12 protein-coding genes are annotated in these 14,208 nt (G+C 72.3%); 7 read left to right on the top strand and 5 right to left on the bottom strand.

All coding sequences use genetic code 11. From position 1 onward, the window contains the following. Positions 1–109: 109 nt before the first annotated feature. From ABD339_RS21395 to ABD339_RS21385, 3 genes are read right to left on the bottom strand one after another with little or no spacing between them, the layout of a single operon-like run. Positions 110–1,555, bottom strand: a complete 1,446-nt coding sequence (locus tag ABD339_RS21395) for an FGGY family carbohydrate kinase (protein ID WP_344568018.1) — start codon at positions 1,553–1,555, stop codon at positions 110–112. Further along, entirely contained in the window at positions 1,552–2,631 is a 1,080-nt protein-coding gene (locus ABD339_RS21390) for a 2-hydroxyacid dehydrogenase (RefSeq protein WP_344568017.1), read from the bottom strand. Before ABD339_RS21390 ends, ABD339_RS21395 begins: the two co-directional genes overlap by 4 nt. Further along, positions 2,628–3,299: an HAD family hydrolase gene (locus ABD339_RS21385; protein WP_344568016.1), complete on the bottom strand. Its 672-nt coding sequence runs from the start codon at positions 3,297–3,299 to the stop codon at positions 2,628–2,630. The genes ABD339_RS21390 and ABD339_RS21385 overlap by 4 nt, the downstream gene beginning before the upstream one ends. 148 nt (positions 3,300–3,447) lie before the next feature. Between ABD339_RS21385 and ABD339_RS21380 the strand changes: the two genes are divergently transcribed. Then, positions 3,448–4,236, top strand: coding sequence for a DeoR/GlpR family DNA-binding transcription regulator (locus ABD339_RS21380; protein WP_344568015.1), 789 nt, complete (start codon positions 3,448–3,450; stop codon positions 4,234–4,236). Between the two features lie 249 nt (positions 4,237–4,485). Next, positions 4,486–5,838: an MFS transporter gene (locus ABD339_RS21375; protein WP_344568014.1), complete on the top strand. Its 1,353-nt coding sequence runs from the start codon at positions 4,486–4,488 to the stop codon at positions 5,836–5,838. Positions 5,839–5,964: 126 nt separating this feature from the next. On the opposite strand, the gene ABD339_RS21370 is transcribed toward ABD339_RS21375, so the two are convergent. Further along, entirely contained in the window at positions 5,965–7,095 is a 1,131-nt protein-coding gene (locus ABD339_RS21370; RefSeq protein WP_344568013.1) for an Lrp/AsnC family transcriptional regulator, read from the bottom strand. A 140-nt stretch (positions 7,096–7,235) separates the two neighbouring features. On the opposite strand from ABD339_RS21370, the gene ABD339_RS21365 reads away from it, so the two are divergent. After that, positions 7,236–8,924 carry an AbgT family transporter gene (locus tag ABD339_RS21365; RefSeq protein ID WP_344568012.1) on the top strand — a complete coding sequence of 563 codons (1,689 nt, stop codon included), beginning with the start codon at positions 7,236–7,238 and terminating at the stop codon, positions 8,922–8,924. Positions 8,925–9,002: 78 nt separating this feature from the next. Continuing rightward, a complete protein-coding gene (locus ABD339_RS21360; RefSeq protein ID WP_344568011.1) occupies positions 9,003–10,307 on the top strand; it encodes a M20 family metallopeptidase in 1,305 nt (434 codons plus the stop codon). Here the strand turns inward: ABD339_RS21360 and ABD339_RS21355 are convergent. After that, entirely contained in the window at positions 10,292–10,708 is a 417-nt protein-coding gene (locus ABD339_RS21355; protein WP_344568010.1) for a DUF3224 domain-containing protein, read from the bottom strand. The genes ABD339_RS21360 and ABD339_RS21355 overlap by 16 nt on opposite strands. A 184-nt stretch (positions 10,709–10,892) precedes the next feature. Here ABD339_RS21355 and ABD339_RS21350 point away from each other — a divergent pair, with 184 nt between their 5' ends. The 3 genes from ABD339_RS21350 (at position 10,893) to ABD339_RS21340 (ending at position 14,204) form a co-directional block, all read left to right on the top strand. Beyond that, positions 10,893–12,023, top strand: coding sequence for a helix-turn-helix transcriptional regulator (locus ABD339_RS21350; RefSeq protein ID WP_344568009.1), 1,131 nt, complete (start codon positions 10,893–10,895; stop codon positions 12,021–12,023). Positions 12,024–12,137: 114 nt separating this feature from the next. Continuing rightward, positions 12,138–13,199, top strand: a complete 1,062-nt coding sequence (locus ABD339_RS21345) for a TetR/AcrR family transcriptional regulator (protein ID WP_344568008.1) — start codon at positions 12,138–12,140, stop codon at positions 13,197–13,199. Positions 13,200–13,310: 111 nt separating this feature from the next. Further along, positions 13,311–14,204, top strand: coding sequence for a beta-keto acid cleavage family enzyme (locus tag ABD339_RS21340; protein WP_344568007.1), 894 nt, complete (start codon positions 13,311–13,313; stop codon positions 14,202–14,204). The last annotated feature ends 4 nt before the right edge of the window (positions 14,205–14,208 follow it).

Below are 14,208 nucleotides of genomic sequence, written 5' to 3'. Positions count from 1 at the left end.
CGGTCCCGCCCTTGGCGAGCCCCGGTGGGGCGGCGCCGTCCGGCCCGGGTCCGGGGGTGTTCGGGGAGCGGCGGCTCCGGGGGGCGGGCCCGCCCCCCGGATGCGGCGGTCACCAGGATTCGCGGGCGGCGGCGAGCGCACGCAGGTACGCGGCGTAGCCCGCCTCGTAGAACTCGACGGCCTCGGGGTCGGCCCGCACCGTGCGGGCCGGTGCGCCGGTCACCTCGGCGTCGGCCCCCAGCGCCGTGAAGGCGACGCGGGCCGCGCCCCGGATGCCGACGGCGTCCTCGCGTACGTGCAGGTCGCGGCCGAGCACTCCGGCGAAGACGCGGCCCCATTCGCCGGAGCGCGCGCCGCCGCCGCAGGCGGTGACCTCGGCGGAGACGCCGAGGGTCTCCAGGCAGTGGCGCGCGGAGTAGGCGACGGACTCGCACAGGGCGCGCACCAGGTCGGCGCGTCCGGTCAGCGGGGAGAGGCCGTCGAGGCGGCCCCGGGCGCGCGCGTCCACGAAGGGGGCGCGCTCGCCGCTGGTGGACAGGAAGGGCAGCGCGGTGACGCCGCCCGCGCCGTAGGGCGACTGGGCGAGCAGCGCGTCCAGTTCCTCGATGCGCACGCCCAGCATCTTCAGCAGCCAGTCCAGTCCGGCGGTGCCGATCATGGCGGGCATGACCTTGAGGTAGCGGTCCGGGTAGGGGGTGGCCAGGACCATGCCGGCCGCCTCGTCGCCGGGCGGCGCGGGGTCGGCGCTGAGGACCTGGCAGGCCAGGGTGGTGCCGATGATGAGGTTGCCCTGGCCGGCCTCGCTGAGCCCGGAGCCGAAGCCGCAGGCCGGGATGTCGAAGGGGCCGGCGCTGACGGGCAGTCCGGCGGGCAGGCCGAGTTCGGCGGCGACCTTGGGCAGCAGCCCGAACAGGGTGCCGGGCGGCGCGGGTTCGGCCAGCAGCGAGCGCCACCGGGTGAGCCCGCACAGCTCCAGTGCCTGCTCGTCGTAGCGGCGGGTGGCCACGTTCAAGAAGGGCAGCGAGGCGTCCGAGGCATCGACGGTGCGCTCTCCGGTGAAGCGCTGCGCGATGGTGTCCACGCAGTATCCGGCCACGTCGGCGGCGGCGAGCCGCTCGGGCTCGTGTTCGGCGAGGTGGGCGAGGAGCGGGGCCGCCGCGCCGGGGAACATCCCGGAGCCGGTGCGGCGGTGCACCTCGCGGGTGATGCCGTCCGCCGTCCACCGGTCCAGGACGTCGGCGGCGCGGCCGTCCATCCAGGACAGGGCGCGGCCGACGGGGCGTCCCTGGGCGTCGCGCAGCCACAGCCCGTCGCCCTGCCCGGTCAGGGCGAGGGCCTCGATGGGCTCGTCCGGATCGAGCTGTGCGGCGTCGGCGACGGCGGCCCGTACGACGGTGACGACCGTGCCGATGACCTCGTCCATGTCCTGCTCCACGCGGTTGCCCGGGAGCGTGTAGACGGTGGAGCGGGCCTCGTGCGCGGGGGTGGTGCGCCCGTCGCGCGCGATGAGCTGGGCCTTGGTGACGGAGGTGCCGACATCGACCCCGACGATCATGACCGGGGTCCCGGGGCCCGCCCCTCCGCCGCCGCGTAGACCTCCGGGTTCGCGAGGAACTCGGGCCGCTCGCCGCGCAGATGGGCCGCCGCCTGGGCCGCGGTGATGGCGGCGGCGCGGTCGGCGGTCTGGCGGGTGGCACCGGCCAGGTGCGGGGTGGTGATGACGTTCGGCGCCTGGTGCAGGGGCCAGTCGGCGGGCGGCGGCTCGATGTCGTAGACGTCCACGGCGAGCGCGCCCAGGCGGCCGGTCTTCAGCAGTTCGGGCAGCGGCGCGTAGTCCATGAGTTCGCCGCGCGCGGAGTTGACGAGCACGGCGCCCTCGGGGAGGAGCTTGAGGTTGTCGGCGTTGAGCATGTGCCGGGTCTCGGGGGTGACGCGGGCGTGCAGGCTGACGACGGAGCTGCGGCGCAGCAGGTCGTCCAGGCCGGTCAGCTCGACGCCGTCGGCCTGGGCCTTGGCCGGGTCGGTGTAGGGGTCGGCGACCAGCACGCGGGAGCCGAAGGCGCGCAGCACGCGGGCGACGATGGAGCCGATGGCGCCGTAGCCGACGAGGCCGACGGTGGTGCCCTCCAGCTCGATGCCGGCGTTCTCGTAGGCGTAGTAGTCGCCGCGCCAGTTGCCCTTCTTCAGTTCGGCGTCGGAGGTGTTGATGCGGCGCAGCGCGGCCAGCATCAGCCCGAGGGCGAACTCGGCGGCTGCGGCGGCGTTGCGGCCGGGGGTGAAGGTGACGGGGATGCCCGCGCGGGTGGCGGCGGCCACATCGACGTTGACGGGGCCGCCGCGCGCGACGGCGATCAGCTTGAGGTTCGGGGACGCCTGGATGACGCGCTCGGTGAAGGGCGCCATCTGGATCAGGGCGATCTCGGCGTCGCCGAGGGCGGCGAGCAGCTCGTCCTCGGTGCCGCTGGCCTCCTTGACGTTGCCCACGGGGCCGAAGGGGGTGTGCGGCCAGGGCGTGGTCTGGGTGCGGAAGTCCAGCTCCGCCTCGGGTGCCGCGGCCTGGAGCGCGTCGACGAACAGCTGGGGGGCGATGAAGTGGTCGCCGGAGGCGAGGACCTGAATCGGGCCCGTCATGCCCGGTCACCTTCCTTGAGCTGGGAGAGCAGGTAGCGGCGTACGGCGTCGTGGTCGGACGCCGAGTACGAGGCGCCGGCGAGCGCGTCCTCGGCCGGCGGGTAGGTCGGGTTGGGGATGGCCACGACCGTCATGCCCGCGGCGGCAGCCGCGCGCAGCCCGTTGCTGGAGTCCTCGACGGCCAGGCAGTTCGCCGCGGGGACGCCCAGCTTCTCGGCGGCGGCGAGGTAGACGTCGGGGCTCGGCTTGCCCCGGGGCACCTCGGCGCTGGAGACGGTCGCCTTGAAGTGGTGTTCGACTCCATGGTGCGCGAGGACCGCGTCGATCACCCGGCGGGGCGCGGAGGAGGCGAGCGCGATGGGGCCGAGCGAGGCGGCGTCGGTGACCATCTCGCGGGCGCCGGGCAGCAGGTCGATCTCGCCGTCCTCCAGCGCCTTGATCATGCCGTCCACGACGGTGCGCTCGGTGTCGGCCGCGCTGTCACCCGCGCCGGCGAACTCGGTGAGGAAGGCGGCCCACTCCGGCGCGCTCATCCCCTGGCAGCTGCGGGTCTGCTCGGGGCCCCACTGCTTGCCCCGGTCTGCGGCGAACGCGGTCCACAGCCCCTCCCAGAGGTGCTCGCTCTCCACGAGCACTCCGTCCATGTCAAACACCACTGCATCGGCCACGGCCGGTACTCCTCACGTTCGGCTCCCTGCAAATTAACACTGCTCCTGTTATCTGTCACTCACGGCCTGATACGAGAAACACCGGTTGTGTGAGACTCAGGCCGGTCCGGCGCATGAGGCGGGGGCGTCACGGTGCAGGATGGTCCGTATGACCGCCCAGGGAACCGCACGCGCCACGCGCCAGAAACGCCAGCAGATCATCGTCGATCACGTGCTGGCCAAGGGCGACGCCTCCGTGGCGGAGCTGACCGAGCTGACCGGCGTCAGCCTGATGACGGTGCACCGCGACATCGCCGAGCTGGCCGACCGGGGCATCCTGCGCAAATACCACGGCGGGGTCTCGGCCCAGCCCTCCACCGTCTTCGAGTCCAGCTCGGACTTCCGGCTGCACGCCCACCCGGACGAGAAGGGCGCGCTGGCCCGCGCCGCGCTGGAGTTCGTCTCGCCGGGGATGTCGCTGATGCTCGACGACTCGACCACCGCCCTGGCACTGGCGAAGCTCCTGCCGCAGGTCGGGCCGCTGACCGTGGTCACCAACTACCGCCTGATCACCGAGGAGCTGCGGGCCGTGGAGGACGTGCGGCTGATCGGCGTGGGCGGCGAGTACTCACGCACCCACGACTCGTGGATCGGCCTCTCGGCGCTGGAGATGATCAAGAGTTTCTCGGTGGACCTGACCCTGGTCTCCACCTCCGCCATGACCGGCGAGATGACGTACCACCAGGAGCAGGAGATGGTCGCCATCAAGCGCGCGATGCGTGAGGCGGGCTCGGTGAGCGTCCTGCTGATGGACCACAGCAAGGTCGGCCGCAGCGCCCTGCACCGGCTGGATCCGGTGCGCTCCTTCGACCACGTCGTCCTGACCGGACCGGTCGAGGACGACGTACTGACGGAGATGCGCAAGCTGACGGACGTCCGGCTGGTCACGGCGGCGTGACGGGACCCCCGGGCCGAGGCGGCACCGGGACCGCCGATACGCCGGAACACCGGGACCGCCGGGCCGGGAACGCCGGGAATGACGGGGGTCCGGGCCGGGGACGCTTCCCGGTGTCACCGGGTGGCGGCGAGGCGTGACGTCACGGCTTAACAAAGAAGCGGGTTACTTTTAACACACCCCTTGATATTTATCGCAGGGCGGCTGAGTATCTGCGGTGCACCAAATGGTTACCTCAGAGTGGAGGCCGCGATGCCGGATCAAGCGACGCCAGACGCGGGGAGCGGGAAGGGGCTGCTCGATCGCATAGGGCTCCCCAAGCCCCTGGTCCTCGGCTACATCGGCGTACTGCTGTTCATGGTCGGCGACGGCGTGGAGAGCGGCTTCATCGCGCCCTATATGGCCGATCACGGCGCGGGCACCGATGTGAAGGCCGGCTACGTCATCACCGTCTACGGCATCGCCGTGATGCTCGCCTCCTGGTTCTCCGGCGCGCTCTCGCAGGTGTGGGGCCCGCGCAAGGTGATGTGGGTGGGGCTCGCCATCTGGGCCGTCTTCGACGCCCTGTACCTGCTCTTCGCGCTGGGCAGCGAGAACTACCTGATGATGCTGATCCTCTACGGCATCCGGGGCTTCGGCTACCCGCTCTTCGCCTTCGGCTTCCTGGTGTGGATCACCGGCAGCGCCCCGAAGGCCCGGCTGGGCACCGCCGTCGGCTGGTTCTACTTCGCCTTCACCGGCGGCCTGCCCACCCTCGGCTCCCTGTGGTCCAGCTTCACCATCCCCGCGCTCGGCGAGATGGGCACGCTGTGGACGGCCCTCGGCCTGATCCTCATCGGCGGCGCGATCGCACTGGTGGGCGCGCACAACCGGGCGGGCGGCGAGCGGCTCGCCCCGCCCGAGGTCACCACCAAGGAGTCCCTCTACAACAGCGTCTCGATCGTGTGGACCCACCCGCGCGTCCTGGTCGGCTGCCTGGTGCGGGTCATCAACACCGCGCCCGAGTTCGGCATGCTGGTCTACCTGCCCCGGATCTTCTCCGACGACGTCGGCTTCGGCACCGACAAGTGGCTCCAGCTGCTGGCGATCATCTACGGCACCAACATCTTCTTCAACCTGATCTTCGGCGCCGTCTCCGACAAGATCGGCTGGCGGACGACGATCGCCACGTTCGGCGCCCTGGGCTGTGCGATCAGCGTGACGGTGCTCTACTTCGTGCCGACCTGGCTCGGCCCCGACTACTACTGGGTCGCCGTACTGGCGGGCATGCTCTACGGCGCCACGCTGGCCGGCTTCGTCCCGATCTCCGCGCTCATCCCGAACATGGCACCGGAGAACAAGGGCGGCTCGATGGCCCTGCTCAACCTGGGTGCGGGCGGCGCCACGTTCGTCGGCCCCGCCATCGCCAGCCTCTTCCTCCCGCTGGTCGGCGCGGGCGGCGTGACCATCGTCTTCCTGGCCCTGTACCTGGTCGCGATGGTGCTGACCTTCTTCCTCAAGATGCCGGAGGAGCAGGATGCCAAGGGTGCCTCCGGCACCGGGGAGGGCTCAGAGGATGGGGGCCCCGACAAGAGCAAGGCGGGCTCGGCGCCGGCTCCGGCGTAACGCCTCGTTGCTGCCCGGGGCGACTCCGCTCGTTGTTGCCCGGTGCTGAGCAGGAGCGTACGCGCTGAGCGCGCCGTTCCCCGCGCCCCTTCGGGGGCACCGACTTCTCCTGGCCCGTCGGGCGGATTACTCCGCGCGGCGGGCCAGGAGTCCGTTCACCCGGTCTCCGAGGCGGACGCCGTCGCGGGCCGTCCAGTGGCGGCGCAGCACGCGGACGCCCACGCAGGTGTTGACCGTCGTGACCTCCGGGAAGGCGCCGAGGTCCGTGGTGATGAAGTGGGCCAGGTCCTCCTCGTCGCGGAAGACGCCGTAGTGGATCACCGAGGAGGAGCCGGCCACCATCGACACGTGGCGGGCCGAGCGGTGGTTGCCCAGGGTGTCGAGCAGGGCGGGGATCGCCTGGGGAAGCACGGTCAGCGACATCAGGGCGTTGAGCGGGTAGCCCAGCAGCGTCGGCTCGATCTCGACCCTGGGCTGGAGGGCGCCGCACTCCAGCAGTGACTGTGCGGTGCGATACGCCGTCGAGCGGCTGACATCCAGCTCGCGGGCGATGTCGGCGGCCGGTATCCGCCCGTTGGCCACCATCAGCTCCAGTGTGCGCCGCTCCAGCTCCGAGAGCTGGTCGGGCGAGGTGCGCCGCTCCTGGGTGACGTGCACGGCGTGCTCGCGCAGCCGCTCGGTCCGCTCGTCGTCGAGCCGGTGGAGACGCCAGCTCTGCCCTCCGGTGTGGGCGCGCAGGACCAGTTGGGACTCGGTGGAGACCACGCCCGGGATGCCGGGCAGCCGGTGGGTCAGCAGGTCGAAGATGTCGGTCCCGAGCAGCGGATAGACGGTGCAGTAGATGTCGGCGCTGCCGGTCGTCAGCAGCAGCGTCTGCACCTCGGCCAGTTCCAGGAGGCGCCGCGCGACCTCCTGCGAGCGCCCCGGCTCGCACGTGATCCATACCTGGCGCGGGTTCTCCGTGGTGATCAGCGGCCAGTCCAGTCGGCCCACCACCCGCAGCAGCCGCTCCGTCAGCAGCCGCGAGAGCCGCCGGGCGACGGTGCTGGGCGAGCTGTCCAGCACCTCCGCGAGGGCGTTGACCGGGGTACGGGGCGCGAGTTGGAGCGCCGCGACCAGGTCGAGATCGACATCGTCGAGAAGCCGCTCCTCCGGGTGCGCCGCGGACCGCCGGGTGTGGACGGCGGGCACGTGATCGGCGGATGCGGGGCCGCTGGTGGGGCGGCCGGCGGGGGCGCGGTCGGTGGACGGGGGCATGCCCCAGATCCTAGCTTCCGCACTGCCAGGAAGTTACGCGGACGAAACAACCACGGTTGCCAAAGTTATTGACACATTCAACCGCGCTGCCGTCTCATGGCGCATGAATAAGCCATCCGATGAGGGCGAGAGGGGTCGATATGGAGACCAGGACGACGGTGGAGCGCCCGGTGACCTCGCGCTCGGTGGCGCTCACGCTGCGGCTGCTCGGCGTCATCGAGCGCGTCGGCAACCGGTTGCCGCACCCCTTCTGGCTGTTCGTGATACTCAGCGGGGTCCTGCTCGTCCTGAGCTGGGGCCTGCACGCGCTGGGCGTCTCGGCCACGTCGCCCAAGGACGGCTCGACGATCGCGGTGCGGAGCCTGCTCTCGGACGCGGGCGTCACGACGATGCTCGACGGAGTCATCGAGAACTACGCGACGTTCCCGCCGCTCGGAGTCGTCCTCGTCGTCATGCTGGGCGTGGCGGTCGCCGACCGGGCCGGGCTGCTCACCGCGATGCTGCGGGCCGCGCTGGCGAAGGTCCCGGTCAAGGCCGTCACGTTCATGATCGCGCTCACCGGGATGATCGCCCACATCGCCTCCGACGCGGCGTTCGTGGTCATGATCCCCCTCGGCGCGATCGCCTACCGCTCCGTGGGGCGCAACCCCGTACTGGGCGCGGTGGTCGCCTTCGTCTCGGTCTCCGGAGGCCACGCCGCCAGCCCCCTCGTCACCCCCTCGGACGCCACGCTGGCCGCGCTGACGACGGCGGCGGCGCACACCATCGACCCCGGGTACACGGTCACCCCGGTGGCCAACTACTTCTTCTCGCTCGTCTCCGCGATCGTGCTGTCGCTGGTCATCACCCTGATCGCCGAGACGCTGCTGACCCGCAGGCTGGCGGCGATGGCCGACGACGACGCGGCGGAGGGGGCCGGGGGCGCGGCGAAGACGGCCGGGCGGAGTGACGGGGCCGCGCCCGGCGACGGCGGCGAGGGTGCCGGAGCGGGGCCCGGTGACGCGGCGGGTGCCGGAGGCGAGACCGGGGCCGGGGCCCGACCCGGAACCGAGGTGCTGCCCGATCTGTCGCTCACGGGCGACGAGCGGCGGGGGCTGCGCGCCGCGGGAGCCACCGCGCTCGCGCTGGTGGCCGCGGTCGCGGTGGCGGCCCTGCCTTCGGGCTCGCCCCTGCGCGGCGAGCACGGCGCCCTCATCGACTCCCCGCTGGTCCACAACATCGCGGTCTTCCTCTCCCTGCTCTTCTTCGCCGCCGGGATCGCCTACGGGCGGGTGGTGGGCGTCGTGCGCACGGCCAAGGACATCCCCGAGATGATGGCGGTGGGGCTTCGCGAACTGACCCCGGTGCTGGTGCTCTTCTTCGCGATCTCGCAGTTCCTCGCCTACTTCAAGTGGACCTCCATCGGCGAGGTCATGGCCATCTCCGGGGCCGAACTTCTGGACTCCTCCGGCGTGCCGATCGCGGGCATCTTCATCGGCGTCATCCTCGTCGTCAGCGTGATGAACCTGCTGTTGACCAGCGGGTCCGCGATGTGGGCGCTGATCGGCCCGGTGTTCGTGCCGATGCTGATGCTGCTCAAGGTCGCCCCCGAGACCACCTGGGCGCTGTTCCGCATCGCGGACTCCTGCACCAACCCCATCACCCCGATGAGCCCGTACTTCGCGCTCTGCCTCGGCTTCGTCCGCCGCTACCGCCCCAGCGCCGGTATAGGCACCTTGATGTCGCTGACCCTGCCGGTCTCGCTGGCGATGCTCGTCGTGTGGACGCTGCTCTTCCTGGCCTGGTACTTCGTCGGCCTCCCGTTCGGCCCGGGGGCGCCCGCGCACTGACCGTCACCGTCACCCCTCGTCACCACCACCGACCCCGCAAGACCCCCGCCCCCTCAAGAATGGAGAACCACGCACCCCATGTCGGCACCCGCGTCCACGCCCGCCCCCGCCTCCGACCCGCTGCCCGTTCCCGGCAGTTCCACGCTGTCGCGCATCGCGGCGTGGTGCCGCGAACAAGAGCACCAGGACGGCTACCTCGCCGATCTGCGCCGACTGGTCGAACAGGAGTCGCCCAGCGACGACAAGCCGCTCCTCGACGCCACCGCCGACCTGCTCCAGGAACTGCTGGCCGAACGGCTGGGCGAGCCGACGCGCACCGTACGCCGCCGTCACCCCGAGGCCGGCGATGTGATCGAGGCCGAGTACGGGGGCACCGCCCGCGGCAGCCGTGCGGATGCCGGTGCGGGCGCAGCGCCGGAGGCCGAGGACGCCCCGGGTCCCGCTGACGCCACGGTGACGGTGGTCGGCCACTACGACACCGTGTGGCCCGCCGGGACCGCCGCCGGATGGCCGTTCACCCTCGCGGACGGTACGGCCTCGGGGCCCGGGGTCTTCGACATGAAGGCCGGTCTGGCGCAGGGCATCTGGGCCCTGCGCGCGCTGCGCGAACTGGGGCTGCCGCGGCCCACCGTTCGGTTCGTCCTCAACGGCGACGAGGAGACCGGCAGCGTCGTCTCCCGGCCCTTCATCGAACAGGCCACCGAGGACGCCGTGGCCACGCTGGTCCTCGAACCGGGCGGCGAGTGGGGCATCAAGTCGGGCCGCAAGGGCGTCGGCATCTTCACCATCACCGTGACGGGCCTGGAGGCGCACGCCGGTCTCGACCCGGCCAAGGGCGCCAGCGCCGTCCACGGACTCTCCGATGTCATCCAGAGCCTGGTCGATGCCGCCGACCTGGAGCGCGGTACGTCCGTCAACATCGGCCGCATCAGCGGCGGTACGGCCCGCAACGTCATAGCGGGCGAGGCGACCTGCCTCGTGGACGTCCGGGTCAGCGCGCAGGAGGAGATCGAGCGCATGGACCGGGTGCTGGCGGGCCTGGCCACCAGGGACCCACGGGCCACCGTCACCGTTGACGGCGGCTGGAACCGCCCGCCGATGCTGCCGGGCGCCGGGGGCCGCCGCCTCTTCGCGCTGGCCGACGGCGTGGCGGCCGGGATCCGGGAGCCCCTCGCGGAGCTGTTCGTCGGCGGGGGCAGCGACGCGAACTTCGTCGCCGCGCTGGGCCGCCCGGTCCTGTGCGGCATGGGCGCCACGGGCGACGGAGCACACGCACGGCACGAGCACGTCCTCCTCGCCGACCTCCCCGACCGCGTCGCCCTCACCGCGGGCACGCTGCTGGGCCTGGCGGGTGAACCGGCGGCCCGTCAGCCCAGTTCGTAGGTGAAGGTCACCGGGACGGCCTGGTCGCCGGGACGGGTCTCGTAGGAGCCCGTTCCGGACAGACCGGCGAGGTCACCGGTCGCGGAGCCGGGTACCACGTCGAAGGTGCAGCGGATGGTGCCCGCGTCGTCGAACGAGCCCTCGTGCCGGAGCACGAAGGAGCCCTCCCGGCCTTCGACGGAGCCGGTCAGCAGCTCCATGCCGGTGAAGGCGCCCTGTGTCTCGCCCGCGTACACCAGCACGTACTGGCACGCGGTGTCCCGCGCCTGGATGCCACCGGTGAAGGTGTTGACGACGGCCGCGTGGGCGAGGCGGGGGCTGTGGGGCGCCGCTTCGGTGACGTCCTTCTCGTCCCAGGAGGCGAAGGTGAAGGCGGCGGTGGTGACGGTCTTCTGGGCCATGGAAGGTGCCTCTCGCTGTGTGGTCCTGACTGCGTGAGACATCCTCATCGGCATACCTGACGTCTTCTGTCAGGTACAGCCGAGGGCTTCCCCAGTGCCGGAATCCTCCGCGCGGGACTCGTCGGCTCCGGACGGCACCGCCCGAGGCTCCCCGGTGCCGGAGCCGCCGCGCGAGAATGCGCACATGCGTGCGGACCGGCTTGTCTCCCTTCTCCTGCTCCTCCAGAACCGGGGCCGGTCCACGGCGCCGGAGCTGGCAGCCGAGCTCGATGTGTCCGTACGCACCATCTACCGCGACATCGACTCCCTCGGCGCCGCCGGAATCCCCGTCTTCGCCGACCGTGGACCCGCCGGGGGATTCCGCCTGCTGGAGGGCTACCGCACCCGGCTGACCGGGCTCACCGGCTCCGAGGCGGGCTCGCTCTTCCTGTTCGGGCTCCCGGGGCCCGCCCAGGAGTTGGGGCTCGGCGCTGTAGCGACCACCGCGCAGCTGAAGGTGCAGGCCGCGCTCCCGGCCGCTCTGGCCGAGCGCAGCCGGCGCGTCCAGGACCGCTTCCATCTGGACGCGCCGGGCTGGTTCAGGGAAACCGAGCCCGTGCCCCGGTTGCCGGACATCGCCGAGGCCGTGTGGGAGCAGCGGGTACTGCGCGTGCGCTACCAGCGGTGGCGCGGCGAAGTCCGCCGTGAGATACGGCCGTTGGGCATCGTCCTCAAGAGCGGCATCTGGTACACCGTGGCCCAGGCCGACGACGCCGTGCGCACGTACCGGATCTCCCGCTTCCAGGAGGCGGAGCCCACACCGGACGGGCGGACGTTCGAGCGGCCGGCCGGTTTCGATCTGGCCGCGTACTGGGCGGAGTCGGCACGCCGGCTGGAGTCACGGCTGCGGCAGGACGTGGCGAGGGTACGCCTCTCCCCCGCCGGGCAGCGGCTGCTCCCGGCGAAGTTCGGTACCCCGGGCGAGCGGGCGCTGGCGGCTGCGGGTCCGCCGGACGGCGACGGCTGGGTGGAGACCGAGCTGGAGGTGGAGTCCGAACCGGTCGCCGTCAGCGACCTGCTCAGCCTGGGAGCCGAAGCGGAGGTCGTCGGCCCGCCGTCCCTGCGGGCGGCCGTGCTGGCGGCTGTGGCCGCCCTCTCCGCCCGCTACCACCACCCCGGTGAGCCGGATCCGGCACCGGCCTCGCGGCCCACCGGTCCAGCACCAGCCACGACGCCGCGACCGGCGTCGGCGTCGGCGTCGGCGTCGGCGTCGGCGCCCGAACCGTCCCCGGCGCCCGGAGGGCCAACGCGCAGGCGAGGGCAACGCCCTGACTGACGCGTTAGTCAGCATCGCAACGCCGCGAAAATTACGTGACATTAATACACGTAACGGGACGCAGGGCACGCACGCCCATTGCGGTTATCTCAACGCGCTCGTACGGTGGCGGCCATGCCGAAGGAAACGGGCGACAGAGTCGAGGACGGCGCGGGCGAGGTCGCCGAGCGCGTCCGCAAGGTCGTCGAGGCCGCGGGATGCAGCCAGCGGGAGTTCGCCCGGCGGATCGTGATGGACCCCTCCAAACTGTCCCGCTCCCTCAGCGGCGCCCGCCGCTTCACCGTTGCCGAACTGGCCCGTATCGCGGACGCCGGTGAGGTGGACGCGGCGTGGCTGCTCGGCTCCCGCTCCACGGCGGCGACAGCGGACGCGCCCGGCACGGTTGCCCCTGGCGGGGACGCGTCCGGCGTCCCCGGCGCCGCCGTCGATGGCGGCGCCACCCCCGCCGCTCCCGCCGACGGCGCGGCGCCCGGCGCCGAGGCGACCGGCGTCGCCCCGTCCGCCACCGCGCCGCCTCCCGTGCCCGGGTCACCCGAACCCCCCGTCGCGGGGCGCCCGTTGCAGATCGTGCGGGAGACGGTCAGGCTCATCGCCGAGCACGGCTTTCACGCCGTACGCGTGTCCGACATCGCCGCCGCGTGCGACACCAGCACCGCCACGATCCACTACCACTTCCCCGGCCGCGCCGAACTGCTGGAAGCCGCCGTGCGCTGGTGCATGGACGAGGACACCGCCCGGCGCGCGGCGCGCATCGCCGAGGCCGGTGCCGAGGACGCGGCGGCCGAGTTGCGCGGCCTCCTCGCGCTCCAGACACCCCGCACCCCGCAGCAGCGACGCCAGTGGCTGGTGTGGCTCGACCTGTGGGCCGAGGCGGCCCGCTCGACCGCCATCGGCCGACTGCACGTGGACTACTACCGGCAGTGGCGCACGACCGTCGCCGACGTCATCCGGCGCGGCATCGGCCAGGGCGTCTTCCGTCCCGTCGATCCCGAGTTCAGCGCACTGCGGCTGACCGCCCTCATCGACGGCCTGGCCTCCCAGGTCCTCGCGGGAGCGGCGGGCGCGGGGAGCGCCGAAGGCGCGGGGAGCGCGGACGGCGCCGGAGGCGGCACCAGCGCCGACGACATGCACGCGGCGCTGCTCGCCCACGTCCGCACCGAACTGCTTTCCGTCTAGTTTCCGAGGCTCCCCCGCCCCCGCGCCACCCACCCCCAGGCCCAAGCCCCCAGGCCCAAGCCCCCACACTCCCCCAACCCCCAACCGCCCGACCCCCAACGGAGGTTCCCCATGCCCATGAACAACAGCGTCATCATCACCTGCGCCCTGACCGGTGCCGGTGACACCGTCGGGCGGAGCCCTCATGTGCCCGTCACCCCCGAGCAGATAGCCGCCTCCGCGGTGGAGGCCGCCGGGGCGGGTGCGGCCGTCGTCCACATCCACGTCCGCGACCCGGAGACCGGCGACCCGTCGCGCGATCCGCGCCTCTACCGCGAGGTCGTCGAGCGGATCAAGGAGACGGGCACGGACGTCGTCATCAACCTCACCGCCGGTATGGGCGGTGACCTCGTGCTCGACGCCGACCAGCCGCTGGAGAAGGGCGCGCTGGAGGGCACCGATCTGGTCGGCGGCCTCGACCGGCTGCCGCACGTGGAGGATCTGCTTCCCGACATCTGCACCCTGGACTGCGGTTCGCTCAATTTCGGCGACAACCTCTACATCTCCACGCCCGAGATGCTGCGCAAGGGCGCGCGCCGCATCCAGGAGCTGGGCGTGCGGCCCGAGTTGGAGATCTTCGACACCGGCCAGCTGGCGTTCGCCAGGCAGCTGCTCGATGAGGGTCTGCTGGACGATCCGACGGTCTTCCAGCTGTGCATGGGCATCCCGTGGGGCGCGCCCGCGGAGCCCGGCATCCTCGCCTCCATGGTCAACTACCTGCCGCCCGGGGCGCAGTGGGCGTCCTTCGCGCTGGGGCGCATGCAGATGCCGTGGGTGGCGCAGTCGATTCTGCTGGGCGGCAATGTGCGGGTCGGGCTGGAGGACAACCTGTACCTGAGCAAGGGCGTCAAGGCGACGAACGCGCAGCTCACGGAGCGCGCCGTGCAGATCACCGAGTCCCTCGGCGCCTCGGTGGCCTCCCCCGACGAGGCCCGCGCCCGCCTCGGCCTCAAGCCCCGCGCCTGACCCC

It is taken from the genome of Streptomyces axinellae (assembly GCF_039532135.1).
In the GTDB taxonomy this organism is placed as follows: Bacteria; Actinomycetota; Actinomycetes; order Streptomycetales; family Streptomycetaceae; genus Streptomyces; species Streptomyces axinellae.
This window is presented reverse-complemented; position numbering and strand designations above follow the sequence as displayed.